Below are 22,979 nucleotides of genomic sequence, written 5' to 3'. Positions count from 1 at the left end.
GGGGCGGGCGGCTTGTCTGCGTGGAAAACGGGCATGATTCTGATCACCGCGCTGCTGGCCATCCCGCTCGCGGTGATCGTCGCGTCCGTGTTCTGGCCGGACAAGGCGACCTGGTCGCACCTGGCCGACACGGTGCTTGCCGACTACGTCATCAATTCCGCCCTGCTGGCGATTGGTGTCGGGTTCGGCACCTTCATTCTCGGCACCGGCACGGCCTGGCTGCTGTCGGTGTGCGAATTCCCGGGCCGGCGGTTCTTCGAGTGGGCGCTACTGCTGCCCCTGGCGATGCCGGCCTACATCATCGCCTACACCTACACCGGGCTGCTGGACGTCGCCGGGCCGGTGCAATCGGGCCTGCGCGCGCTGACCGGCTGGTCGGTGGGCGACTACCCGTTCCCGGAAATACGCTCGCTGGGCGGGGCCGTCGTGATGCTCACGCTGGTGCTCTACCCCTACGTCTACATGCTCACCCGGGCGGCCTTTCTCGAGCAGTCGTCCAGCGCGCTGAACGTCGCCCGCTCGCTGGGACTGGGGCCCTGGGCGATGTTCCGGCGCGTCGCCCTGCCGCTGGCGCGGCCGTCGATCGTCGCCGGCCTGTCGCTGGCGATCATGGAGACGCTGGCGGACTACGGCACGGTGCAGTACTTCGGCATCCCGACGCTGACCACCGGCATCTTCCGCACCTGGTTCGGCCTCGACGACATCGTTGCCGCCGCGCAGCTTTCGGCCTTGCTGCTGACGTTCATCTTCACGGTGATCATCATCGAGCGGCTTTCCCGGCGACAGGCCCGTTACCACCATCACGGCAACTGGCAGGCGCGCCCCTCGTTCAAGCTGCGCCGCGGGCCGGCGATGTTGGCATTCATCGCCTGCCTCCTGCCCCTGGCCCTGGGCTTTCTGGTGCCGTCGGCCCAGTTGCTGACGTGGAGCCTGGAAGTGGCCCCCACCCGGGATCTGGGCGAATTCGCGGTGCTGGTGTCCCGCTCGGTGGGGCTGGCCGGGCTGACCGCGATCCTGGCACTGTTGCTGGCGCTGTTCCTCGCCTACGGCCATCGGCTGATGCCGGGGCGGCTGACCTTCACCATCAACCGCATCGCCGGCATGGGCTATGCCCTGCCCGGTACGGTGATCGCGGTGGGCGTGATCATCCCGTTCGCCGCCTTCGACAACACCCTCGATGGCTGGATGCGCGAGCAGTTCGGCATCTCCAGCGGGCTGCTGTTGTCGGGCACGGTCGCCGCACTGGTGTTCGCCTACCTGGTGCGCTTCCTTGCGGTAAGCCTCAACACGGTGGAAGCGGGACTGGGGCGCATCCGCCCGAGCATGGACGACGCCGCCCGCTCGATGGGCGCGAACGCCGGGCGCACGCTCTGGCGGGTGCATATCCCGCTGATTCGTGGCAGTCTTCTCACCGCCGCGTTACTGGTGTTCGTCGACGTGCTCAAGGAGCTGCCGGCGACCCTGGTCCTGCGGCCATTCGACTTCAACACGCTGGCGGTCAGGGCATTCGAACTGGCCTCCGACGAGCGACTGCGCGACGCCGCGCTGCCGGCCCTGGCCATCGTGGCCGCCGGCCTGATCCCGGTGATCCTGGTCAGTCGCTCGATCACCCGTGCGAGAGGACATGAAGGCAGCATCTCCAGCCGTGACGCGATTGATGAGTAAGCATTTGGCTTCCCTGGAGGCACGCTCGTGAGCGAACGCCTGAGCCTGGTGGACCTGACCGTCCGCTTCGGTCGCACCACGGCCGTCGAGGGCGTCAACCTCAAGCTGCCGACCGGCGTGATCGGCTGCCTGCTGGGGCCGTCCGGCTGCGGCAAAACCTCGATTTTGCGCACGGTGGCCGGCTTCGAGTCACCCAGCGCCGGCGTGGTCCGCCTGCACGGCGACACGGTGGCCGGCGCCGGCTGGGGCCACCCGCCCGAACAGCGCCGGGTGGGCATGATCTTCCAGGACCTGGCCCTGTTCCCGCACCTGACCGTGGCCGACAACATCGGCTTCGGCCTGCCGAAGAAGCCCGCCGAAAACCGGCAGAAACGCATCGACGAACTGCTGGATCTGGTCGGCCTGCCGGGCATGGGCAAGCGCTACCCGCACCACATGTCCGGCGGGCAACAGCAGCGCGTGGCGATCGCGCGGGCCCTGGCCCCCAAGCCGGAAATCCTGCTGCTCGACGAGCCGTTCTCCAGCCTGGATGTGGAGCTGCGCGAGACGCTGCCGCGCGAACTGCGCGACATCCTGCGCGAGGCGGAAACCACCGCCCTGCTGGTCACCCACGACCAGACCGAGGCCTTCGCCATGGCCGATATCGTCGGCGTCATGCAGGCCGGCCGCCTGCACCAGTGGGACACGGCCTACAACCTCTATCACCGCCCCGAGACGCCGTTCGTCGCCGACTTTATCGGCCAGGGCACCCGTATCGCCGGCACCATGGTCGGACCGGGCCGCGTGCGCACCGAGCTGGGGCTGCTCGAGGGCCAGGTCTCGCACGAATACCCGCCGGGCACCGAGGTCGACGTACTGGTTCGTCCCGATGACGTGATCATCGATGCCGACGGCGCCGGGGTGGCCGAGATCGAGGAACGCGTCTTTCGCGGCGCGGATTTCCTCTACACCCTCGCCCTGCCGGGGGGGACGCGACTGTTGAGCCTGGCACCCAGTCACGATCACTACGCGCCGGGCGTGCGGGTCAACCTGCGCCCGGCGTTCACCCACCTGGTGCTGTTTCCACGCGGAGGGGCCTCCCGCCATGCCGATAGCGACGAGGACTAAGACACCCGCACTGGTGATCGGATTGGCCTGGTTCGCCGGCCTCTGGGCCGCACCGGGTCTTGCGGCCACGCCCCTGTTCGACACCCACCTGCACTACAACGCCGAACAGCGCGCCGCGATCGACCCGCAGACCGCCCTCGACACGCTCGAGGCCAGCGGCATCGAGCATGCCGTGGTTACCAGCCGCCCGCCGGAGAACGCCCGCCGGCTCGGCGAAATGGCCCCCGATCGCATCGTGCCGTTCCTGGGCGTCTATCGCGCCAAGGCCGACAAGGAAACCTGGATGCACCGGCCCGATCTCCCCGCGCGGGTGGAGACCTGGCTGGACGAGGGCGACTACCGCGGCATCGGTGAGTTGCATATCTTCGGCAAGGATCGCGACAGCGCCACGCTCAAGCGGCTGGTGGAGATCGCCGCCGAGCGCAATCTGGTACTGATGATCCACGGCGATCTGGCCATCATCGACCGTATATTCGAGATCGCCCCGCAGGTCGACGTGCTCTGGGCGCACCTGGGCGATCAGCCCGACCCGACCATCCTGCGCGCCGCCCTGGCCCGCCACCCCGAGCACCTGTTCATCGACACCTCGGTGCGCGACGAGCGCTTTGTCGACAGCGACGGCCAACTATTGGCCGAGTGGCGCGCGCTGTTCGTCGATCACCCCAACCGGTTTGTCGTCGGGGTGGACACCTACAGCCTCGCGCGCTGGCAACGCTTCGATGAGGCCGCCGACACCATCCGCCAATGGCTGGACCAGTTGCCCGACTCGGTCGCCCGGCGACTGGCCCGCGAAAACGCCCGCGAACTGCTGCTCGACCCGCTGCTGCTGGGCAACCCCGAGCGTTAACCGGCGCGGCTCCCGGGCTGGACTTGGCCGCAGCCTTGACCCATCCTTGGATTCTTGTGAAGGACGACCCACGAGGGTCCGCCCACCGCGAGCCACTCCAGGAATCTTCCGGACGACATGACGTCGCGAAATCATCAATCCGACACCACGGCATACCACCGGCCAAACCACCGGTGGTTCTCGCCCCTGGTGTTGGCGATTTCCTACGTCGTCTACGCGGGCCTGTGGATCCTGACCTCCGACTGGCTGTTGGGCCTGTTCGTGCCCGCCGAACAACTCGCCAGCGCCGGCGCCATCAAGGGGCTGGGCTTCGTCGCGGTCACGGGGCTGATCCTGTACTTGTTGCTGCGCTGGCTGATGTCGGACCAACCCGCGCCGCCACCCGATGCGCGACTCCATCGACGCGGACCGATCATTGTCTTCCTGGTCAACCTGCTGGTCGTCGCCCTCGTCACGGTGGGCACCTATCTCTACCGGGTCCCCGCGACAATCGAATCCGCCCAGGCTCGCCTCGCGGATGTTGCCGCGCTACGCGCCAATCTCATCGATGTCTGGCTGGAAGAACGGGCCAGTGACGCCTTGGTAATCCAGTCGTCAAAAGCTTTCCGTGAGACGGTTCAGTCACTGGCCGACTCGGCGGAAGACACCCCCGACACCGCCTCCGCCAGACAACAGGTGGTCGATCGCTTCGAAGCCCTGCGAACCGCCTATGACTACGAAGGGGTCGCCCTGCTCGACGCGAGCGGTACCGTTCCCTTGGTCAACCGGGGTGTGACACGCTGGCCGGAAGACCTCGAGGCTAGCGTCGATGCGGCCGCCGACGGGCGTATCGTCGAACTGCCGCCGGATCTGCATACCGACCGTCACGCGCATATCGATTGGCTCATTCCGATCGGTGATAACCCTGTCGTCGGTCATGTATTGCTTCGCGCGGATGTGCCACCCGTGCCACATGGTGCGACACATTCCAGTACGACGACGCACCTGGCGCGCGCGCAAGACAGCGACGTGCTCTTCCTGGACGACGCCAACCGGCAATCCGCCGACGCACCATGGCCAAGCCAGCCTTGGGGGCAAAGCGCCCTTCGACCCGCCGACTTTTCACCAGGGGCCTCGCCACGTCTGATTGACGGGATGGGGATCGACGGTGAGCCCATGGTGGGGGCCGTGCATCCGGCCCCGGGGCGTGGGTGGGCGATCGTAGCCACTCAGCCCCGCGCGGATGTGCTCCTGCCGCTCTACCAGACCTTGAGACTGCTCGCGGTGGTCGGCTTCTTCCTGCTGGCGATCATGGCCGTGATCCTTACCCTGCTGTGGCGCCGCACCCGCGAGGGCGATGCCCTGCGTTGGGCCGCCCGCACCGCCGAGCAGGATCGACTGCTGCGCGTGTTCTACGACATGCCGTTTTTCGGCATGGCGATCAGCTCGCCGACGAGCGGCCGCATCACCGACGCCAACCCGCGCCTGGCCGAAATGCTGGGGCACCCGGGCGAGTCGCTGGTCGGTAAAAGCTGGGACGAGTTGCTGGGCGACGCCCTGCACGGTGACGAGGCCCGCGCCGTGCAGGACCTCGTCGACGGACGGGTCGATCACTGCGCCCAGGAATACAACCTGGCGCGCCCGGACGGCACGACCGCCCATCTGCGCTTCGACATCCGCCTGACACGCTCGGACAATGGTCGGGCCGAGCGGCTGGTCTCGATCGCCGAGGACGTCACCCGTGAGCGCGAGGCCTACCATGCACTGGAACACCAGAAAGATCTCTACGACCTGCTCTCGCAGACCAACCAGGCGATTACCCGCTGTCGTACGGCCGAAGACCTGTTCGAAACGGCCTGCCGCGTGGCGGTCGAGCATGGCCACCTCGCCTTTGCCTGGATCGGGCTGATCAACCCGGACACCGGAGCAGTCGAACCGGTCGTCCAATTCGGCGACCAGACCGGCTATATCCAGACGCTCGAGGTCAGCATCCATCCGCACGAGCCGGCCGGTCAGGGGCCGGCGGGACGGGCGATACGTTCGGACGAACTGGTCGTGGTTAATCACTTCCAGAGCGCGCTGGCGACCGAAGTCTGGCATCAGCAGGCCGTCGAGGCGGGCGTCGATGCCGTGGTGGCGTTCCCGATCCATCGGGGCGGCGAGATCATCGGTGCGATGGCCCTGTACGCCACGGTCAGCGATTTCTTCGACGAGGCCATCTGCCACACGGTGGAGGAACTCGCCACCGACATCTCCTTCGCGCTGGACTACTTTGACCGGCTCGAGGACCTGGAGCGCGCCCGCGAGGCCGTCCAGGCCAGTCCCGCCGTCCTGTTCCGCTGGCTGCCCGAGAACGGCTGGCCGACGACGTTCGTGTCGAGCAACATCGAGCGTTGGGGCTATTCGGCCGAGCAATGGCAGCGCGACCGATTCAAATTCGCCGACATCATCCATCCCGACGACCAGGCCATGGTGGCCGCGGGCCTGGAGGAACAGGTGGCCAGCGGCGAGAGGCAGTACTACCAGGAGTATCGCGTACGCATGGCCGACGGTGAGTATCGCTGGGTGGAAGAGGTCACGCTGGTGCGATGTGATGCCCAGGGCGAGCCCCTGTGGTTCGACGGCGTGGTCACCGATATCCACGACCGCCACCAGATCGAGCAGCACGAGCGGCTGATGGCCAAGGTGATCGAGAACACCCGCGAAGGGGTGGTGATCACCGACCGCAACCAGAAGATTATCGAAGTCAATCCAGCCTTTACCGAGCTGACCGGCTACAGCGCCGAAGAAGTCATCGGCAAGACGCCCGACCTGCTCGCCTCGGGACAGCACGACCGCGATTTCTACGACCGCATGTGGAAGGCTCTGGAGCACGACGGCCACTGGCAGGGCGAGGTCTGGAACCGTCGGCGCAATGGCGAGATCTTCCCGGAAATTCTGAGCATCAGCACGGTCACCGACCGCGAGGGCAACATCACCCACTACGTCGGGTTGTTCGTCGACATCAGCCGAGAGAAGGAAAGCGAGTCCAAGCTCGACTACCTCGCCCACCACGATGCGCTCACCGGCCTGCCCAATCGGCTGATGATGATGGCGCGCCTCGAGCAACTGGTCGATCTGGCGCGGCGCGAGGACAGCCTGCTGGCCGTGCTGATGGTCGACCTCGACCGCTTCAAGGACGTCAACGACTCGCTTGGCCATGCCGTCGGCGACCAGTTGCTGATCAAGGTCAGCGAACGGCTGCGCGACCGATTCGGCAAGACCGATACCATTGCCCGATTCGGTGGCGACGAGTTCGCCATGGCGATCACCGGCATCGATACCGCCACCGAGGTGGGCGATATCGCCAACGAGGTGATCAACGCCCTGGGCGAACCCTGGGAACTCAGCCAAGGGCAACAAGTCCGCGTGCTGGCCTCGGTCGGCATCTCGCTGTTCCCCGACAACGCCAGTTCGCCGCTAAGCCTGGTGCAGCAGGCGGACACGGCACTCTACCGGGCCAAGGACGAGGGTCGCGGCACATTCCGCTTCTTCTCCGACGGAATGACCGTCGCCGCCCGCGATCGCGTGGCACTCGAGCTGCAGCTGCGCCAGGCGATCGACAACGACGAACTGTGCCTGGTGTTCCAGCCGCAGACCCGCATCGACGACCAGGGGCTGCACGGGGCCGAGGTGCTGGTGCGCTGGCAGCACCCCATCGACGGGTTGATCTCGCCGGATCGCTTCATTCCGGTGGCCGAGACCACCGGCCTGATCTGGCCGCTGGGCGAATGGGTGCTGCGCGAGGCCTGCCGCCAGGGCAAGGCCTGGCTCGATGCCGGGCATGAGTTCGGCCGGCTGGCAGTCAATATCTCGCCACACCAACTGCGCCACGGCGAGATCCACGCACTCGTCAAACGCGTACTCGACGAGACCGGTTTTCCGGCCGAGCGCCTGGAACTGGAGCTGACCGAGAGCGCGATCGTGCGCCGCGAGTCCGAGGCCCGCGACCTGCTCGACCGGCTGCGGGCAATGGGCGTGCACGTGGCATTGGACGATTTCGGCACCGGCTACTCCTCGCTGGGCCAGCTGCGCGAGTTCGCCATCGACGTGCTCAAGATCGACAAGCGCTTCGTCGACATGATCGAGGAGCCCAGTGATCGCGGCCAGATCGCCCGGGTGATCATCGACCTCGGCCACACCCTTGGCCTCAAGGTGCTTGCCGAGGGCGTCGAGCACGATAGCCAGCGGGACTTCCTGCGCCAGTACCACTGCGACATCTACCAGGGCTTCCTGGAAAGCCAGCCGCTGCCGGCCGAGGCATTCGCCCAACGCTACCTCGAGCACAAAGCCCCCTGATGCAACGCAACAAGCTGCTATTCGCCACGGCCCTGACCCTTCTGCTGACGTTGGGATTCGTCGCCACCAGCGTGATCGGCTACTTCGTCGCCGAGGATTCGCTGGAAAAGCAGATCGCGGAGGAGACCCTCCCGCTGACCAGCGACAACATCTTCTCCGAGATCGAGCGAGACCTGCTGCGCTCGATCCTCATTTCCTCGCTGATGGCGCACGACACCTTTGTGCGCGACTGGGTGGTCGAGGGGGAAGAGGATCAGGAGGCGATCATCCGTTATCTCACGGAGATCCAGCAGAAATACGACACCACCACCGCCTTTTTCGTCAGCGAGGCCAGTCGGCGCTACTACCACCCCGACGGGGTCCTGAAGACGGTGTCGCGCGCGGACAAGGCTGACATCTGGTATTTCCGCGTCCGGCAGATGAACGAGCCGTTCGAAATCAATATCGACCACGACACCGCCAAGCCCACCCGGCTGTCGATCTTCGTCAACTACCGGGTCGAGGACGAGTCGGGCGACTACATCGGCGCCACCGGCATCGGACTGGCCGTCGAGACCGTCGCCGGGCTGATCGAAAGCTACCAGCGCCGCTACGGCCGCTCGATCTATTTCATGGATCGCGAGGGCGAGATCACCCTGCGCGGCTCCGGCTACCACGGCCCGCTGCGCATTCAGGCCCAGCCGGGACTGGCCCGCCACGCCACCCGCATCCTCACCAGTCCCAGTACGGAATTCGCCTACGAGCGCCCCGAAGGCGGCACGGTCTACGTCAACACCCGACTGATTCCCGAACTCGACTGGTTCCTGGTGGTGGAGCAACGCGAATCGGCCGCCAATGCCCGATTGCTCAACACCCTGATCGCTAACGTCCTGCTGGCGCTGGGCGTCACCGTCCTGGTGCTGCTGACCGGCGGTTGGACCCTGCGCAACTATCAACGGCGACTGGAAACCATGGCCACCACCGACCGTCTTACCGGGGCGGGCAACCGGGAGGCCATGGAGGTGCTGTTCGAACACGCGCAACGGCTTGGACGCCGCCTTGACCAGCCGGTCTCGATCATCAACCTGGACCTCGACCACCTCAAGACGATCAACGACCGCCACGGCCACCAGACGGGCGACCGGGTCCTGCGTGAGCTGGTGGACACCGTGTCCTCGCAGATCCGGGAGGTCGATACGCTCTGTCGCTGGGGCGGTGACGAGTTCCTGATATTGCTGCAGGACACGGATGCCGAAGCGGCACGTCTTACCGCCGAACGCATCCGCGAGGCGGTTGCCCGGCGCAATCGCCTGCCCGAGAGCGAGGAGGCGTTGACCGTCAGCCAGGGCGTGGCGCAGTGCCGTGCCGGCGAGTCCCTCGACAGCCTGATCAACCGCGCCGATCAGGCGCTGTACCAGGCCAAGCGCGATGGCCGCAACCGGGTTGCCGTCGCCGAATCGACGGCCCCTTAGCGATCCGAGGCGGACGCCTGGCCTTCGCGGGCGGATCGTTCAACGCGTTGGGGGCAGCGGACGCATCGCCGCGGCGATGGGACGCTTCAAAAAATGCCCGTCATGTCGAAGCCTGACGGCGTCAGTCGGTCCGGCATCGCGGGCCATCAACGTTCCTGGATCAAACGGACCTGTTTGTCGCGGTACATGTCGGCATCTGCCGAGCACATCAGGGCCTCCGTCATGCGGCCGTCCTCGGGGCAGCAGGCCATCCCGATCGAGACACTGACCCGAGCCTCGCCCTCGTCCAGCACGTATGGCCGCCCGATCTCCTCGCGCAGTTTGCCGGCCACCACGCGTGCCTCGGACCGACCGGCGTGGCTGATCATCACCACGAACTCGTCACCGGACAGGCGCGCCACGCTGTCGGCGTCTCGCACCTGCTGCTCGAGCCGCTCGGCCACTTGCCGCAAGAGTTGATCCCCGGCGGCGTGACCGAGGGTGTCGTTGATCGCCTTGAAGCCGTTGAGATCGAGATACAGCAGGCAGAACCCGTTGCCGCCGTAACGATGGAACTCGTTGGCTGCCAGCCCCAACCGGTCGCGGAACAAGCGCCGGTTGGGCAATTGGGTCAGGGGGTCGTGGGTGGCCGTCCATTCAAGCGCGTTCTCCGCCTGCTTGCGTGCCGTGATGTCGATGATCAGGATCAACACGCTGCTTTCTGCCAGTGGCGAGCAGCGGCCCTCGTAATAATGGGGAACGCCGTCGAAATCGAGCTGATATTGATAGGTTTGCACCGTGCCTTGCGCCAGGGTGCGGTCGATGACCGACTGGGTCAGCTCGGCCAGGGCTGGAGGCATTACCTCTCCGACCGTCTGCCCCAGAAACACCTCGGGTTCTTCCAACAAGGGGATGCCTTCACCCGGCTCGAAATCGAGAATGCGGCCCTCGGCATTCATGGTGAACAGCAGATCGGGCATGGCCTCGATGATCGCGGCATTGCGGCGATGACTTTCGGCCAGACGGCGCTCGCTCTCCGCCGCCTGCTCCAGCGCCGAGGCACGCCGCGCGAACAACCAGCCGACCAGCAACAGCAGCAACCCCGACACCGTGGCCCAGATCAGCAGGCGCCAGTAGTGATCGTTGGCGTTGGCGGCCAGCTGGGTCTGGAGCAGCGCGAGATCCTCGGCGGCAACCACATTCAGGGGCCACCCTTCGGGCTGGGCGAGCGCGTACTGATAGTCATGGCCATCCGCGCGACCGTGAAAGCGCCCGACGGTCGGCGGTGTGCCGTCGCTGGCCTGGAACCACTCGGCCAGTGATCTCGACGGCAGGCCACCCTCGGCCAGGTTGTGTAACAAATGTCCCTCCCGGTGGGCCACCAGCGACATGAGACGCTGGCGGGCCGTCACCCGATCGAGCAGCGCGGCCAGGGCAGCGAGGTCCACATACGCCACCAGCACGCCGCGGAAGGCCCCCGATTCGTCACGGAGCGCCCGACTCATCGCCATCAGGCGGGTACCGCCAGCGCCTATCGGCCGGGAAAGAAAGGTTTTTCCCGCCGCCTGCCGACCAGCCGACTCGAGGTGTACGCGGAAAAAGGACTCCTGCGCCGGGTCGATGCTCAGATCATCCGCGCGGCGGCGCGTGGCCAGCCGCTCCCCGGTCTTGTCCAACCACCACAGGTCACGCACCAGCGCGTTGGCATCGAGGGAGGATTCCATCGTCCGGGCCTGCTGCGAGGCGGGCTCGTCCAATCGCTGAACGAGGCGTTCTCGAATCACCCGCAGGTCACGATCGATGGCATCGAGTTCGCTGTCGATCAGGGTCGACTGCATCAGCGCCACCAGCCCCGTGCGCTGCTCGACCTGCTCGTTGGCATGATCTTCGTAGCGTTCGATTGCCTGCAGGCTCGACCACGTCAAGACCGCGAGAATCAGCCCCCAGATGGCCAACAGCAGCAACCCGACCCGATGGGCAGGCCACGCGCCCCGACGCGACGGTTCGCCAGTCGGCGCATGCGCACCGGCCTCGCCGTGGCGTGCGGACGAGGTGCTCATCCGTCGGGTTCCAGCAGTCGCACCCGCGCGGCCCCACCCGGGCGATCGATGGTGAATTCGACCTCGCAATACTCGGGTTCGTCATTCATCGGGGTGGGATCGTTGTTGCAGGCGCAGCCGGCCACCACGCTGGTATAAAAGAGCCCCGCATGGATGCGCAGCTGATCGCTATCGAAGGCGCTGCCGATCACCATCACCGACAGGTCATCGCCCTTGGCGACGCTGCCGTGGGCCATGCCCTGCTGCAACGGCAGGTCGTCCGCGGGCAGGGCCGCGAGCTCGGCCTTGAAGATCGCCTCCAGCTCACCCGGATTGCCCGGCTCGGCGCGGGCGGTTTGCGGCAGGTACAACATCGACAACTCCTCAGGCCGGGGCACATTCCAGCCTAAGTCCGACTGTACCGCATGGTGATAGACCCGTGAAACCGCCCGACGCGCCGTTGCATCGCATCAGGACGGCCGGACGATCGTTCGCAATCTACCCGTTTGCGCTCGATTGATCACGACGGCCACCCGCCACCCGGCCCGACCATTCCTGCGCGAACACTAAACCTTTCCCACCGGCGGCCGATAAGCCCACTCACCCACTCACCCGTGTCGGGCGGGCTTGCCCCACAAGCCCACCCGAGCCAGGAGACCTTTGATGCAAAACCTGCCCATCGGCACCCGACTTGGCCTTGGCTTTGGCGTACTCACCCTGTTGATCGTGCTCATTGCCGGATCGGTCTGGATGCAGTACGGCGAGGTGCGGGAAGCACAGGCGATAAACCAGCACTCCTACACCGTGCTGGAAGAGCTGGAAAGCCAGGTACTGGCACTGGTGAACATCGAAACCGGCCAGCGCGGCTACCTGGTCACCGGGGAAGAAGGCTATCTCGAGCCCTACCACGACGGCAAGGAGGCCTTCCTGCGACGCAATGACCGCCTCGAGGAAATGACTGCCGACAATCCGAAACAACTGGAACGGCTGGTGGAACTGGAAAACGCCTACCACCACTGGATGGACAATTACATGCAGCCGGCCATCGACCTGCGCCGCGAGGCAGGCAATCTCTCAGCCGACGTGCGCCAGCAGGTCCAGGCATTGCTGACGAGCGCCAAGGCCGACATGGATGCCATGCGCGAGATCGACCACGCCATGATCGAAGAAGAGCGCGCCCTGCTTGAAGAGCGGCAGGCGAGCCTGGAGGTGGTCGACTCGCGCATGAAGGGCCTCCTGCTCTTCGGCAGCCTTGTCGCCATCGTGATCGCCATTCTCGCCGGCCTGCTCATCACGCGCTCGGTCGTTCGGCCCATCGACGAGGCCGTCGAGATCGCCGACCGGATCGCCGCGGGTGATCTGACCATCACGCCCCACTCGGATGCCAAGGACGAGACCGGCCAGCTGATCCGCCGCCTGGGGGCCACCGTCACGCGGTTGCGCGAGATGATGGGCGACATTTCCAATAGCTCATCGCAGCTGGCCGCGGCGACCGAAGAGATGTCGGCCGTCTCCGAGCAGACCAAGGGTGGCGCGGAAAAGCAGCGCGACGAGACCTCGCAGGTCGCCACCGCCATCACCCAGATGAGCAGCGCGGTCGAGGAAATCGCCCGCAACATACAAAGCGTCAACGACTCGGCCAACGAGACCGACGATCGGGCACGGGCCGGCATGGAGGCGATGGACGACAACATGCGCGCCATGCAGTCGCTCTCCGACGACATGCAGCGCGCCGGCGAGGTGATCCGCGACGTCAACAAGCACAGCGACTCGATCGGGTCGGTACTCGACGTGATCGGCGGGATTGCCGATCAGACCAACCTGCTCGCGCTGAACGCCGCGATCGAAGCGGCTCGGGCCGGCGAGCAGGGCCGCGGGTTCGCCGTGGTCGCCGAGGAAGTGCGCAGCCTGGCCAACCGCACCCAGGATTCGATCGGCGAAATCGAGCAGATGATCGACAAGCTCCAGACCGGCGTACGCGAGGCAGTGGGCGTGATGGATCGCGGTAGCGAAAGCGCCGGCAATACCCTCGACCGGACCGGCCACACCCAGGGCCTGCTCGACGAGATCGCCCAGTCGGTGCGTCAGATCACCGACCTGTCCACCCAGGTGGCCAGCGCGGTCGAGGAGCAGACCGCCGTGACCGAAGAGATCAACCGCAACGCGGTGAACATCGACCAGGTCTCCAACGAGTCGCTGGATGCCATCGAGCAGATCAACACGGCGAGTGCCGATCTTGCGCGGTTGGCCTCGTCACTCTCGAACATGGTGGGGCAGTTCCGGCTCTAGGGAAGGGCTGCACGATTCGATAGCATCTCTGCGGGCTTTCCAAAGGCCCAGATGCAAGGCGCAGGGCCGTCGCCCTTTACAAGGGCTGAACCGGATCGGCACGACGCCGATCCGGCCGGCGCAAGACGGCCCGAAGGGCGATGGTTCACGGACGAACCTCGCGACGCCGAAGATGGGCCTTTGGAAGCCCGCCCGGATGGGGCTCGCGGGTTCGCCCGCACTCGGCGTTGCCGTCCCTCGACGGGCAACGAGCCCGCCTTCGGTCCGGCGCCTTGATTGCGAGCGAACCCGCGAGCCAGAGACGCCATCGAATCGTGCAGACCTTCCCCAGCGTGGCTGAACACGACTCGCGAAAACGACAAGGCCCCGCCTCTTTTGGAAGCGGGGCCTTTTCATTTGGGTACGCAGTTGACTCAGAACATCGTGACGGGGTGATACCCCTGCGCCTGCCAGCCGATCATCGAGACGAAGCCATCGCCGGTAAGAGTCAGCCCGTCAAACAAGGTGTCATTGTCGACACCGAACACCTCGGTGGCCACCGCGCAGACCTCCAGGCGCACACCGAGCTCCGCCAGGCGCGCGACCTCGGACTCGATCCGCATCAATGTGGCCGGATCGGCGACATCGTCGCCCGCCGCGGTGCTCAGAAACTGCACCGTCGGGCCGATGAATACGATCACCATATCCGGGTCCAGTCCCTGGCGGACGAAATTGGCGTGCGTGCCGCGAATGATCTCCAGATAAAACGCGGTTTTCTCCGCCTCGGTGAAGTCGATCTGGAAAACGCCCTTGGCCTCCTCCACCCCGGCCAGGGCCGCCGTGTCGTCGACGGGCTCGGCGGCCTGCGCCGACAGGGGCATCGCGATGGCCAGCACCATGGCGGCCATGAGAGATTGGATCGTACGCTTGATCATGGGGCCACTCCGTTTCGCCTGAATGGGAACGCCGGCTAGCCTGCGACGCGCCAACGGGCGGTTCGTTACCCAACTACCGGAGTGTAATCCGGCCGTACCGATCTTGCTCGAGTCGCCTCAGAGGAACCCCGCAATCAGCGCCAGCATGACGATCGCGCCGAAGACGTTATTACGCCGGAAGGCCAACACGCAGTCATCCAGCTGGCGCGACCGGGCGGTGCGCAGAATCCAGACGGCCGACACCGCAGCAATACCCAGCCCCACGAAGTAGCCGGCCGCCAGGTCGACCATCCAGCCCACCCCCACCAGCCAGGCGAGCGTCCACAGGTAGGCCAGGGCCACGGCCACTAGGTCGTATCGGCCGAACAGGATCGCCGAGGACTTGACCCCGATCTTGAGGTCATCCGGCCGGTCGGCCATGGCATACAAGGTGTCGTAGGCCAGCGTCCAGCCGATGTTGGCCAGCAGGAGCAGCCAGGCGACCGGTGCGACCTCGCCGTGATGGGCGGCAAAGGCCATCGGGATCGCCCAGCCGAAGGCCAGCCCCAGATGCACCTGCGGCAGGTGATGAAAGCGCTTGCCGAAGGGATAGGTCGCCGCGAGGATCACCGCCACCACCGACAGGGCGATGGTGGTGGCATTGAGCTGCAGGACCAGCAGAAAGGAGATGCCCACCAGGACGGCGAACACGCCCAACGCCTCGCGCGAGGTGATCCGCCCGGTCGCCAGCGGCCGCCCCTGGGTACGGGTGACGTGGCCGTCGACGTGGCGATCGGCAAAGTCGTTAATCGCGCAGCCGGCCGAGCGCATGGCGATCACGCCCAGGGTGAAGATCAGGAAAATGAACAGGTCCGGGCGGCCCTGCCCGGCGACCCACAGGGCCCAGTAGGTGGGCCAGAGCAGCAGAAAGATGCCCACCGGTCGATCCAGCCGGGTCAGGGCGAGATAGGCGCGGGTTTTCTCGGCGATCACGGACACGGCATTACCTGTGGCGGCTGTAGCAATTCTTCGGATGTCGTCAGTCGTCGGCAGAAACGATAGCAGACCCGGCCGATGCCCTCTTCGGGTTTCCCGCTCTGCCTGCGCTAGAATGCGCGCCAGAACACCAGCAAGCCATTACCAGCAAATCATCGCCCGATCGAACCCGAGGTTTCCGCATGATCCGCAATTTCCAGTCAAAGCTCCCGACCGTGGCCGAAGACTGCTGGGTCGATCCGACCGCGGTGGTAATCGGTGACGTCGTGCTGGAAGAAGGCGTTTCCGTCTGGCCGAACACCGTGCTTCGCGGCGATGTCCAGCAGATCCGGGCCGGTCGGCTGACCAACCTGCAGGACGGCGTCATCGTGCACGTCAACCAGCCATCGGCCGCCCATCCGCAGGGCATGCCCTGTCGTATCGGCGAGGAAGTGACCGTCGGCCATCGCGCCATCCTGCATGCCTGCACCGTCGGCAACCGGGTGCTGGTCGGCATGGGCGCGATCGTGATGGACGACGTGGTGGTCGAGGACGAGGTGATCATCGCCGCGGGCAGCGTGGTCTCGCCCGGCAAGGTGCTGGAAACCGGCCACCTTTACGTCGGCGCCCCGGCGCGCAAGGTCCGGCCGTTGACCGACGAGGAACGCGCGCACCTCGCCGAGTCGGCCCGCTTCTACCGGGAGTTGGCGCAGGATCACCGCACCAGCGGCTGATCAGCCCGTCAGGCCAATCAGCACCGATACGGTTGACGGTCGTTGGGCCTCGACCTACTCGGTCGGTGCCTCGCCCCCCGCGGCCGGCAGCGGCTTGAGCCCCAGGATGATCTCGCTGACGTTCTCGCGGAACAGACCGATATAGGTGCCGGTGGGCAGATTGCTCTCGGCCAGCCACAGGCCGGTCAGCGGCGACGCCAGGCTGACAGACTCGGGAATCGCCGCCCCCCGCTTGGCCTCGAGCCATTCCTCGATCGCGCCACCGCCGGCACCGGCCACCGGGAACACGTGCGGCGTCTGGTTGCGCTCGATCAGCTCGATGGCCTTCTCGCTCTGTTCCTCGTCGGTCACGTCGAGCAGTTCGAAGTGGTAGGCCTTGGCAAAATAGGCGAACACGTCGTTGTCGGTCACGAGCACCCGCTCGGCACGCGAGAGGTCTTCCATCAGCCCCTCGGTCTCACGGTTGAGGGACTGGAGTTCGATATTGACCCGCAGGCGGTTGCCTTCGATCTCACCGGCCACCGCCTCGAGACGTTCCTTCAACTCGATCGTCAGGTGATCGACCGAGTACTGCAGCAGCGATGGGTCAAGATAGGTGTGCGGATTGATGGCCCCGTCGGTCTCGATCAGGCGAAACTCGGGAATGCGATCTGTCAGTACCACCCGGTCGGCCTTATCCCGGGTCTCGGCCGCCTGGATGAATTCGGGCATCAAGCCCAGCCCCTGGTAGACGACCAGATCGGCCGATTCGATCCGTGCCCGATCCTCCTCGTCGAGTGAATACCCCAACGGCGACTCTTCTCCGTGGACCACCGCCTCGACCTCGACGAACGATCCGGCGATGTTGTCGACCATCCCGGCCGTGAACGAGGTGTCGGTCACCACCCGGAGGGGTTCGATATCCCGGTCACCGCCGGAGTATTGCAGCACCTCGTCCTGCGCCTGGACGCCGGGAATCAGGAACACGACGGCCAGCGACAGGGTCGCGGCGCGGGAAAGCCATTGGAAAAATCTCTGCACAAGGGGCCTCGCGTGAGTGAAGCGTGGGTCAATATGGATCATGTATCGGGGCGGGCGGATGGTAGAAAGCCGCGGCCGTCTCCGCAAGCACGGCACACTACGAGCATGCTAACGTAAGGCACCAAAGAGGCCCCACCATGGCGAGCACCGCGTACGAAGACTACCTGAAAGCGATCTTCAAGCTGGCCGAGCAATCGCCGGAGCCGGCGGTGTCCACCTCGGCGATTGCCGACCGGCTGGGCATTGCACGCGCCTCGGTCACGGCCATGCTCAAGCGTCTGCACGCCGACGGCCTGATCCACTACGCCCGCTACCAGGGCGCGGCGTTGACCGATGCCGGCTGGACGATCGCGGTCGACATGATCCGCCGCCACCGGGTGATCGAGACCTTTCTCGCCCAGGATCTCAAGCTGCCGCTGGCCGAGGTCGATGCCGAGGCGGAAATCCTCGAGCACGCCTTTTCCAGCCGCCTGATCGACCGGTTGTGGGACCACCTCGGCCAACCGGAGTTCGACCCGCATGGCGCGCCGATCCCACGGCCCGACGAGGCGCCCGTCGAACGTCGCCAGATGGTGGCACTGGGTCATCTGGCCATCGACGAGGGCGCGACGGTGGTCCGGCTGGCCGCCGAGAACGCCGCCGACCTGCGCCGCCTGACGCAGCTGGGGCTGCTGCCCGGTCAGTTCGTTCGCCGCCGCGCCAGCCAGCCGGGTTCGGCCGACGTGGTCGTGACCATCGGCCGCCACGAACGCCCGCTGGCCGCCACGCTGGCCGAACGGGTCTGGACCATTCGCTCGGCCGGCGACTAGTCCAGAAAGCGCTGGCGTGCCGTGAGGAAGGCGTACTCCGAGCCCTCGGTCCAGCCGGCCACGTCACGGCGGTAGTCGGTCAACGACTCGAACACGCGCTTGGCGAAGGCGTCCTCCTCGGTGATCTCGGCGAGCACCTCGTTGGACTTCTCGAACAGCGCCGCCATGATCTCGTCACTGAAGTAGCGCAACTCGACACCGTGCTCCTCGGTAAGCGTCTTGAGCGCCCGATTGTTGCGCGCGGTGAACTCGGAAAGCATCTCGAGTGCGGCCATCTTGATCGCCCCGTCGACGATCGCCTGCAGATCGTCCGGCAACGCCTCGAAGGCCTCCTGATTGATCAGGGCCTCCATGGTCGCCGACGGCTCCTGCCAACCCGGGGCGTAGTAGTACTTGGCCGCGCGGTGAAAGCCGAAGGCGAGATCGTTGAACGGGCCAACCCACTCGGCCGCATCGATGGTGCCGTCGTTCAGCGCTTGGAACAGCTCGCCGCCCGGGGTGTTGACCACCGACACGTCCAGCCGACGCAGCACCTCGCCGCCGATGCCCGGCAAGCGCATCTTCAGCCCCTTGAAATCCTCGACCGAGTCGATCGGCTTTCGAAACCAGCCACCCATCTGCGGGCCGGTGTTGCCACCCGGCCGCGGGATGATGCCGTGCGGTGCGTAAAGCTCTTCCCACAGCTCGATGCCCTCGCCGTGGTAGAGCCAACCGTTCATCTCGTTGGCGGTCAGGCCGAAAGGCATCGCGGCGAAGAACGCCGCCGCGGGCATCTTACCCTGCCAGTAGTAGGCCGCGCCGTGCCCCATCTCGGCAGTCCCCGCCTTGACCGCGTCGAACACCTCGAGCGCCGGGACGATCTCGCCGGCCCCGTAGACGTCGACCACCAGACGCCCACCGGACATCTCGTTGATGTGCTTGGCGATGTTGTTCGCACCGGTGCCCAGGCCGGGGAAGTTCTTCGGCCAGGTGGTGACCATCTTCCAGCGGATCGGGTCGGCCGCGGTGGGGCCGTTCGCCGCCGTGGCCGCCGGCTGATCGCCGGTCTCGTTGTTGCAGCCGGACAGGGCGGTGGCGGCAATGCCGGCCGCGCCGGCCCAGGTCAGAAACTCGCGCCGTTTCATGGCAGGACTCCTTTCACAAGTATTCAGAGGTCAGATTTGAGAGACAGAGGGAAGATATCAGAACCCATTTCCGAGCTCTGATTTCTGACCATTCATCTCTTGGCTTGGCCCGCCGTCAGCCGGGTTGCAGATTCGCGTATGACAGGATCAGCCACTTCGCGCCGTGCTGGCCGAAATTGACCTGCACCCGCGCCGAGGCACCGGTGCCCTCGCAGTCGAGGATGATGCCCTCGCCGAACTTGGCGTGGCGCACGTTCTGGCCGACCTCGAAGCCGGTCTCGTTCTGCTTGTGGGTACGCGGGCCCGGCTCGCCCTCAGGCCGTCGGGCACCGAAGGCCTGCGCCGCGCGGGCCGCACGCGGCCGCACCTCTTCGACCAGGTCCGGCGGCAGCTCGCCAAGAAAGCGCGACGGCATGGGAAAGATCTGCTTGCCGTGCAGGCGACGCGACTCGGCACAGGTGATGGTCAGCTGCTGCTCGGCGCGGGTAATGCCGACGTAGCAGAGCCGGCGCTCTTCCTCGAGGCGCCCCGGCTCGTCGATCGACATCTGGTGCGGGAACAGCCCTTCCTCGACCCCGACCATAAACACCTGCGGGAACTCGAGGCCCTTGGCCGAGTGCAGGGTCATCATCTGCACGCAGTCCTCCCAGGCCGAGCCCTGTGCCTCGCCGGCCTCGAGACTCGCGTGGGCGAGAAAGGCCTCGAGCTCGCCCATCTCCTCGGCCGCATCACGGTCCATGACAAAGCCGCGCCCGGCGTTGACCAGCTCGTCGAGGTTCTCGATCTTCGCCTCGCCGCGCTCGCGGTCGCGGTCCTTCTCGAACAGCGCGCGCAGGCCGCTCTTGTCGATGGTCTTCTCGATCCGCTCGCCCAGCTCGTCGTTGAGGGTCTGCTGGTCGATCGCCTCGATCAGGGTCATGAATTGCCGCAGGGCGCCCGCGGCGCGGGGGCTGAGCTGGTTCTCCGCCAGCAGGATCAGCGCGGCATCCCAGAGCGAGGCGCCCTGGTCACGGGCCGCCTGCCGGATTTCGTTGAGCGTCTTGTCGCCGATACCGCGGGTCGGGCGGTTGACGATCCGGTCGAAGGAGGTGTCGTCATGGCGATTGGCCACCAGCTTCAGGTAGGCCAAGGCATCACGGATCTCGGCGCGTTCGAAAAAGCGCAGGCCGCCGTAGATGCGGTAGGGCATGCCCTCGCGGATCAGCGCCTCCTCAAGCAGGCGCGACTGGGCGTTGGAGCGATACAGCACCGCGCAGTCGGCGCGGTTGTGGCCCTCGCGCACGGCCGTGGCAATCTGCTCGACCACGAAATTGGCCTCGTCCTGGTCGTTGAAGGCGCGGTAGAAACGGATCGGCGCGCCGTGATCGCCCTCGGTCCAGAGGTTCTTGCCCAGTCTTCCGGCGTTCCTCGCGATGACGCTGTTGGCCGCCTCGAGGATGGTGCGTGTCGAGCGGTAGTTCTGTTCCAGGCGCACCAGGTGGGTGTTGGGAAAGTCGCGCGAGAAATGCTGGATGTGCTCGACCTTCGCCCCGCGCCAGCCGTAGATGGACTGGTCGTCATCGCCGACGGCGAAGATGCCGTTGTCCTCGCCCACCAGCAGCCGCGCCCAGGCGTACTGCAGGGCGTTGGTGTCCTGGAACTCGTCGATCAGCACCTGCCGAAAGCGCCGCTGGTAGTGCGCCCGCAGGGCATCGTTGCCGCGCAGCAGTTCGGTCGCCCGCAGCAGCAGCTCGGTGAAATCGACCAGGCCGCTGCGTTCGCAGACACGCTCGTAGGCCTTGTAGATCACGATCACCTGGTCGCGGATGGGGTCGTCGCCCGGCACGACGTGACGGGCACGCAAGCCCTCTTCCTTGAAGCCGTTGATCATCGAGGCGACCAGCCGCGGTGGAAAGCGGTTCTCGTCGAGCTCCGCCTCGCGGATCAGGCGCTTGATCAGCCGCAACTGGTCGTCCGAGTCGATGATCTGAAAGCCGTCCGGCAGGCCCGCCTCGCGGGCGTGCTGACGCAGCAGGCGGTGGGACAGGCCATGGAATGTCCCCACCCACATGCCGTCGACGCCGCGCGGGCCGAGCTCCTGGCCGTCGAGCAGCGATCCCAGCCGGCCGCGCATCTCGCCGGCGGCCTTGTTGGTAAAGGTCACGGCCAACAGCGAATAGGGGGAGACGCCCTGCTCGGAGACCAGCCAGGCCATGCGATGGGTGAGCACGCGCGTCTTGCCCGAGCCGGCGCCGGCAAGCACCAGGGTGGCCAGTGACGGGCTGGTCACCGCCTCGCGTTGGGCGGCGTTGAGGGGGTCGAGAATCGGATCATTGGACATGGGCGCATTGTACCGGAACCGGTCGCCGAGTCGCGGCGAACCGCCCGCGTTCCAACCCATTCTCCGGCCACCCCGCCCCCAGTCGGGGCCGCGTGATTCAGGGCCCGGTATCGCCGCAGAAATACCGCTCGGTGCCCAGCCCGTCCATGGCGATGGCGATGCGCTCGATGCCCTGGCGATAGGCGGCCGAGCGCAAGGACTCGTCTTCGGTGACCGACCGCTCGAAGACCAGATGCGCCTGGTCGCCGAGACGCTCGGAAAGCCGTCGTTCAATCTCGTCCTCGGTCCAGTAATCACCCATGCGGTTCTGCACCCACTCGAGGTGGCTGACGATCACCCCGCCGCTGTTGGCGAGCACGTCGGGGATGATGGTCACACCCTGCTTGGTCAACTGCTGATCGGCGGCGTTGTTGATCGGCCCGTTGGCAATCTCGAGGATCGTCAGCGCGCGAATCGCGTCGACGTTCTTCTCGGTGATGGCGTTCTCCAGGGCCGCAAGCACGAGCACGTCGACATCGAGTGCGAGCAGTTCCTCGTTGGTGAGCTTCTCCACCTCGACCTCCGCACAAACAGACGCCTCGCAGTAGACCTGTCCCGAGAGCTCGGAGGATTCGTGCTTGCGCTCCCAGATCGGCAGCGGATCGAGACCCTCCTCGCGGTAGATCGCCCCGCGCGAATCGGCGATGGCGACCACCCGGTAGCCGGCATCATGCGCCAGGCGGGCAAAGTGAAAGCCGGCGTTGCCGAAGCCCTGCACGGCGACGCGCGGGCGCTGGTCGGCACGGCCCCGGCGGCGCTCCCAGATATTGAGCACCTGCAACGCCCCACGACCGGTGGCCGCCGTGCGTCCCAACGAGCCGCCATGGCCCGGCGGCTTGCCAGTGATCACCCCACGCTGATGCCGGCCGGCGGCCTGGCGGTACTCGTCGGCCATCCAGCCCATGATGGTCTCGTTGGTGTTGACGTCCGGTGCCGGGATGTCCCGGTCCGGGCCGATCACGTCGAGCAACGCCCGGATGTACCCGCGCGACAGGCGCTCGAGCTCGAGGCGCGAGAGCCGCTTGGGATCGACGCACACCCCCCCTTTCGCCCCGCCGAACGGCAGATCGACCACGGCGCACTTGACCGCCATCCAGAAGCTCAGCGCCGCGACCTCGTCACCGGTGACCTTGGGATGGAAGCGGATGCCGCCCTTGCCGGGCCCACGGGTGTTGTCGTACAGCGAACGCCAGCCGGTGAAGACCTCGAGCGAGCCATCGTCCATGCGCAACGGAATCTCCACCTCGACCACCCGGTTGGGTTGCGACAGGCGTCGCCGGGCGTCTTCCGAGATGCGGTCATCGTCCATCAACGGCTTGAGGTGCACCAGCGCATCGGCCAGCAGTCCACCGGTTTTTGTCATGATCGTTC

At 66.2% G+C, this 22,979-nt stretch carries 16 protein-coding genes; 8 read left to right on the top strand and 8 right to left on the bottom strand.

Annotated features, from left to right (window positions below; genetic code table 11):
* Positions 1–33 precede the first annotated feature (33 nt).
* The 5 genes from ABGV18_RS03325 (at position 34) to ABGV18_RS03305 (ending at position 9,387) form a co-directional block, all read left to right on the top strand.
* The gene (locus tag ABGV18_RS03325; RefSeq protein WP_396584810.1) at positions 34–1,665 is read left to right on the top strand and encodes an ABC transporter permease subunit; all 1,632 of its coding nucleotides are present in this window, start codon (positions 34–36) and stop codon (positions 1,663–1,665) included.
* A gap of 27 nt (positions 1,666–1,692) precedes the next feature.
* Positions 1,693–2,772 carry an ATP-binding cassette domain-containing protein gene (locus ABGV18_RS03320; protein ID WP_396584809.1) on the top strand — a complete coding sequence of 360 codons (1,080 nt, stop codon included), beginning with the start codon at positions 1,693–1,695 and terminating at the stop codon, positions 2,770–2,772.
* A 13-nt stretch (positions 2,773–2,785) separates the two neighbouring features.
* On the top strand, positions 2,786–3,619 hold the full coding sequence (locus ABGV18_RS03315) for a TatD family hydrolase (protein ID WP_396584808.1): 834 nt from the start codon (positions 2,786–2,788) through the stop codon (positions 3,617–3,619).
* 189 nt (positions 3,620–3,808) lie between these two features.
* The gene (locus ABGV18_RS03310; RefSeq protein WP_396584807.1) at positions 3,809–7,936 is read left to right on the top strand and encodes a bifunctional diguanylate cyclase/phosphodiesterase; all 4,128 of its coding nucleotides are present in this window, start codon (positions 3,809–3,811) and stop codon (positions 7,934–7,936) included.
* Positions 7,936–9,387: a diguanylate cyclase gene (locus tag ABGV18_RS03305; RefSeq protein WP_396584806.1), complete on the top strand. Its 1,452-nt coding sequence runs from the start codon at positions 7,936–7,938 to the stop codon at positions 9,385–9,387. The genes ABGV18_RS03310 and ABGV18_RS03305 overlap by 1 nt, the downstream gene beginning before the upstream one ends.
* A 146-nt stretch (positions 9,388–9,533) precedes the next feature.
* Here the strand turns inward: ABGV18_RS03305 and ABGV18_RS03300 are convergent, their stop codons facing one another.
* Positions 9,534–11,426, bottom strand: a complete 1,893-nt coding sequence (locus tag ABGV18_RS03300; protein WP_396584805.1) for a diguanylate cyclase — start codon at positions 11,424–11,426, stop codon at positions 9,534–9,536.
* Positions 11,423–11,779 (bottom strand): hypothetical protein, encoded by a 357-nt coding sequence (locus tag ABGV18_RS03295; RefSeq protein WP_396584804.1) that lies wholly within the window; start codon positions 11,777–11,779, stop codon positions 11,423–11,425. Before ABGV18_RS03295 ends, ABGV18_RS03300 begins: the two co-directional genes overlap by 4 nt.
* Before the next feature lie 289 nt (positions 11,780–12,068).
* Here ABGV18_RS03295 and ABGV18_RS03290 point away from each other — a divergent pair, with 289 nt between their 5' ends.
* On the top strand, positions 12,069–13,694 hold the full coding sequence (locus tag ABGV18_RS03290; RefSeq protein WP_396584803.1) for a methyl-accepting chemotaxis protein: 1,626 nt from the start codon (positions 12,069–12,071) through the stop codon (positions 13,692–13,694).
* Positions 13,695–14,107: 413 nt separating this feature from the next.
* Here ABGV18_RS03290 and ABGV18_RS03285 read toward each other — a convergent pair whose 3' ends face one another.
* Both ABGV18_RS03285 and ubiA read right to left on the bottom strand, forming a co-directional pair.
* On the bottom strand, positions 14,108–14,581 hold the full coding sequence (locus tag ABGV18_RS03285) for a DsrE family protein (protein ID WP_396584802.1): 474 nt from the start codon (positions 14,579–14,581) through the stop codon (positions 14,108–14,110).
* A 144-nt stretch (positions 14,582–14,725) separates the two neighbouring features.
* Positions 14,726–15,586: a 4-hydroxybenzoate octaprenyltransferase gene (ubiA, locus tag ABGV18_RS03280; protein WP_396584801.1), complete on the bottom strand. Its 861-nt coding sequence runs from the start codon at positions 15,584–15,586 to the stop codon at positions 14,726–14,728.
* Positions 15,587–15,765: 179 nt separating this feature from the next.
* Here ubiA and ABGV18_RS03275 point away from each other — a divergent pair, with 179 nt between their 5' ends.
* Entirely contained in the window at positions 15,766–16,296 is a 531-nt protein-coding gene (locus tag ABGV18_RS03275) for a gamma carbonic anhydrase family protein (RefSeq protein WP_396584800.1), read from the top strand.
* Positions 16,297–16,350: 54 nt separating this feature from the next.
* On the opposite strand, the gene ABGV18_RS03270 is transcribed toward ABGV18_RS03275, so the two are convergent.
* Complete coding sequence (locus ABGV18_RS03270; protein WP_396584799.1) at positions 16,351–17,316, bottom strand: metal ABC transporter solute-binding protein, Zn/Mn family; 966 nt, start codon at positions 17,314–17,316, stop codon at positions 16,351–16,353.
* 137 nt (positions 17,317–17,453) lie between these two features.
* On the opposite strand from ABGV18_RS03270, the gene ABGV18_RS03265 reads away from it, so the two are divergent.
* Positions 17,454–18,125 (top strand): metal-dependent transcriptional regulator, encoded by a 672-nt coding sequence (locus ABGV18_RS03265; RefSeq protein WP_396581842.1) that lies wholly within the window; start codon positions 17,454–17,456, stop codon positions 18,123–18,125.
* Here the strand turns inward: ABGV18_RS03265 and ABGV18_RS03260 are convergent.
* The 3 genes from ABGV18_RS03260 to ABGV18_RS03250 all read right to left on the bottom strand — a co-directional run bounded on the left by ABGV18_RS03260 (position 18,122) and on the right by ABGV18_RS03250 (position 22,971).
* Positions 18,122–19,249: a TRAP transporter substrate-binding protein DctP gene (locus ABGV18_RS03260; protein WP_396584798.1), complete on the bottom strand. Its 1,128-nt coding sequence runs from the start codon at positions 19,247–19,249 to the stop codon at positions 18,122–18,124. The two genes, ABGV18_RS03265 and ABGV18_RS03260, sit on opposite strands and share 4 nt — an antisense overlap.
* Positions 19,250–19,364: 115 nt before the next feature.
* Positions 19,365–21,569, bottom strand: coding sequence for a DNA helicase II (uvrD, locus tag ABGV18_RS03255; RefSeq protein WP_396584797.1), 2,205 nt, complete (start codon positions 21,567–21,569; stop codon positions 19,365–19,367).
* 97 nt (positions 21,570–21,666) lie between these two features.
* Positions 21,667–22,971 carry a Glu/Leu/Phe/Val dehydrogenase dimerization domain-containing protein gene (locus ABGV18_RS03250; protein WP_396584796.1) on the bottom strand — a complete coding sequence of 435 codons (1,305 nt, stop codon included), beginning with the start codon at positions 22,969–22,971 and terminating at the stop codon, positions 21,667–21,669.
* Between the last annotated feature and the right edge of the window lie 8 nt (positions 22,972–22,979).

The organism is Guyparkeria halopsychrophila, assembly GCF_044582135.1.
Taxonomy (GTDB): Bacteria; Pseudomonadota; Gammaproteobacteria; order Halothiobacillales; family Halothiobacillaceae; genus Guyparkeria.
The sequence above is the reverse complement of the archived record's forward strand: the minus strand, read 5'-3'. Positions and strand labels throughout refer to the sequence as shown.

Bases quoted from the DNA above. Each gene is read 5' to 3' on its own strand.
- ABGV18_RS03325 (WP_396584810.1), top strand. From the start codon at position 34: ATGATTCTGATCACCGCGCTGCTGGCCATCCCGCTCGCGGTGATCGTC.
- ABGV18_RS03305 (WP_396584806.1), top strand. From the start codon at position 7,936: ATGCAACGCAACAAGCTGCTATTCGCCACGGCCCTGACCCTTCTGCTG.
- ABGV18_RS03300 (WP_396584805.1), bottom strand. From the start codon at position 11,426: ATGAGCACCTCGTCCGCACGCCACGGCGAGGCCGGTGCGCATGCGCCG.
- ABGV18_RS03295 (WP_396584804.1), bottom strand. From the start codon at position 11,779: ATGTTGTACCTGCCGCAAACCGCCCGCGCCGAGCCGGGCAATCCGGGT.
- ABGV18_RS03290 (WP_396584803.1), top strand. From the start codon at position 12,069: ATGCAAAACCTGCCCATCGGCACCCGACTTGGCCTTGGCTTTGGCGTA.
- ABGV18_RS03285 (WP_396584802.1), bottom strand. From the start codon at position 14,581: ATGGCCGCCATGGTGCTGGCCATCGCGATGCCCCTGTCGGCGCAGGCC.
- ABGV18_RS03275 (WP_396584800.1), top strand. From the start codon at position 15,766: ATGATCCGCAATTTCCAGTCAAAGCTCCCGACCGTGGCCGAAGACTGC.
- ABGV18_RS03265 (WP_396581842.1), top strand. From the start codon at position 17,454: ATGGCGAGCACCGCGTACGAAGACTACCTGAAAGCGATCTTCAAGCTG.
- ABGV18_RS03260 (WP_396584798.1), bottom strand. From the start codon at position 19,249: ATGAAACGGCGCGAGTTTCTGACCTGGGCCGGCGCGGCCGGCATTGCC.
- uvrD (WP_396584797.1), bottom strand. From the start codon at position 21,569: ATGTCCAATGATCCGATTCTCGACCCCCTCAACGCCGCCCAACGCGAG.
- ABGV18_RS03250 (WP_396584796.1), bottom strand. From the start codon at position 22,971: ATGACAAAAACCGGTGGACTGCTGGCCGATGCGCTGGTGCACCTCAAG.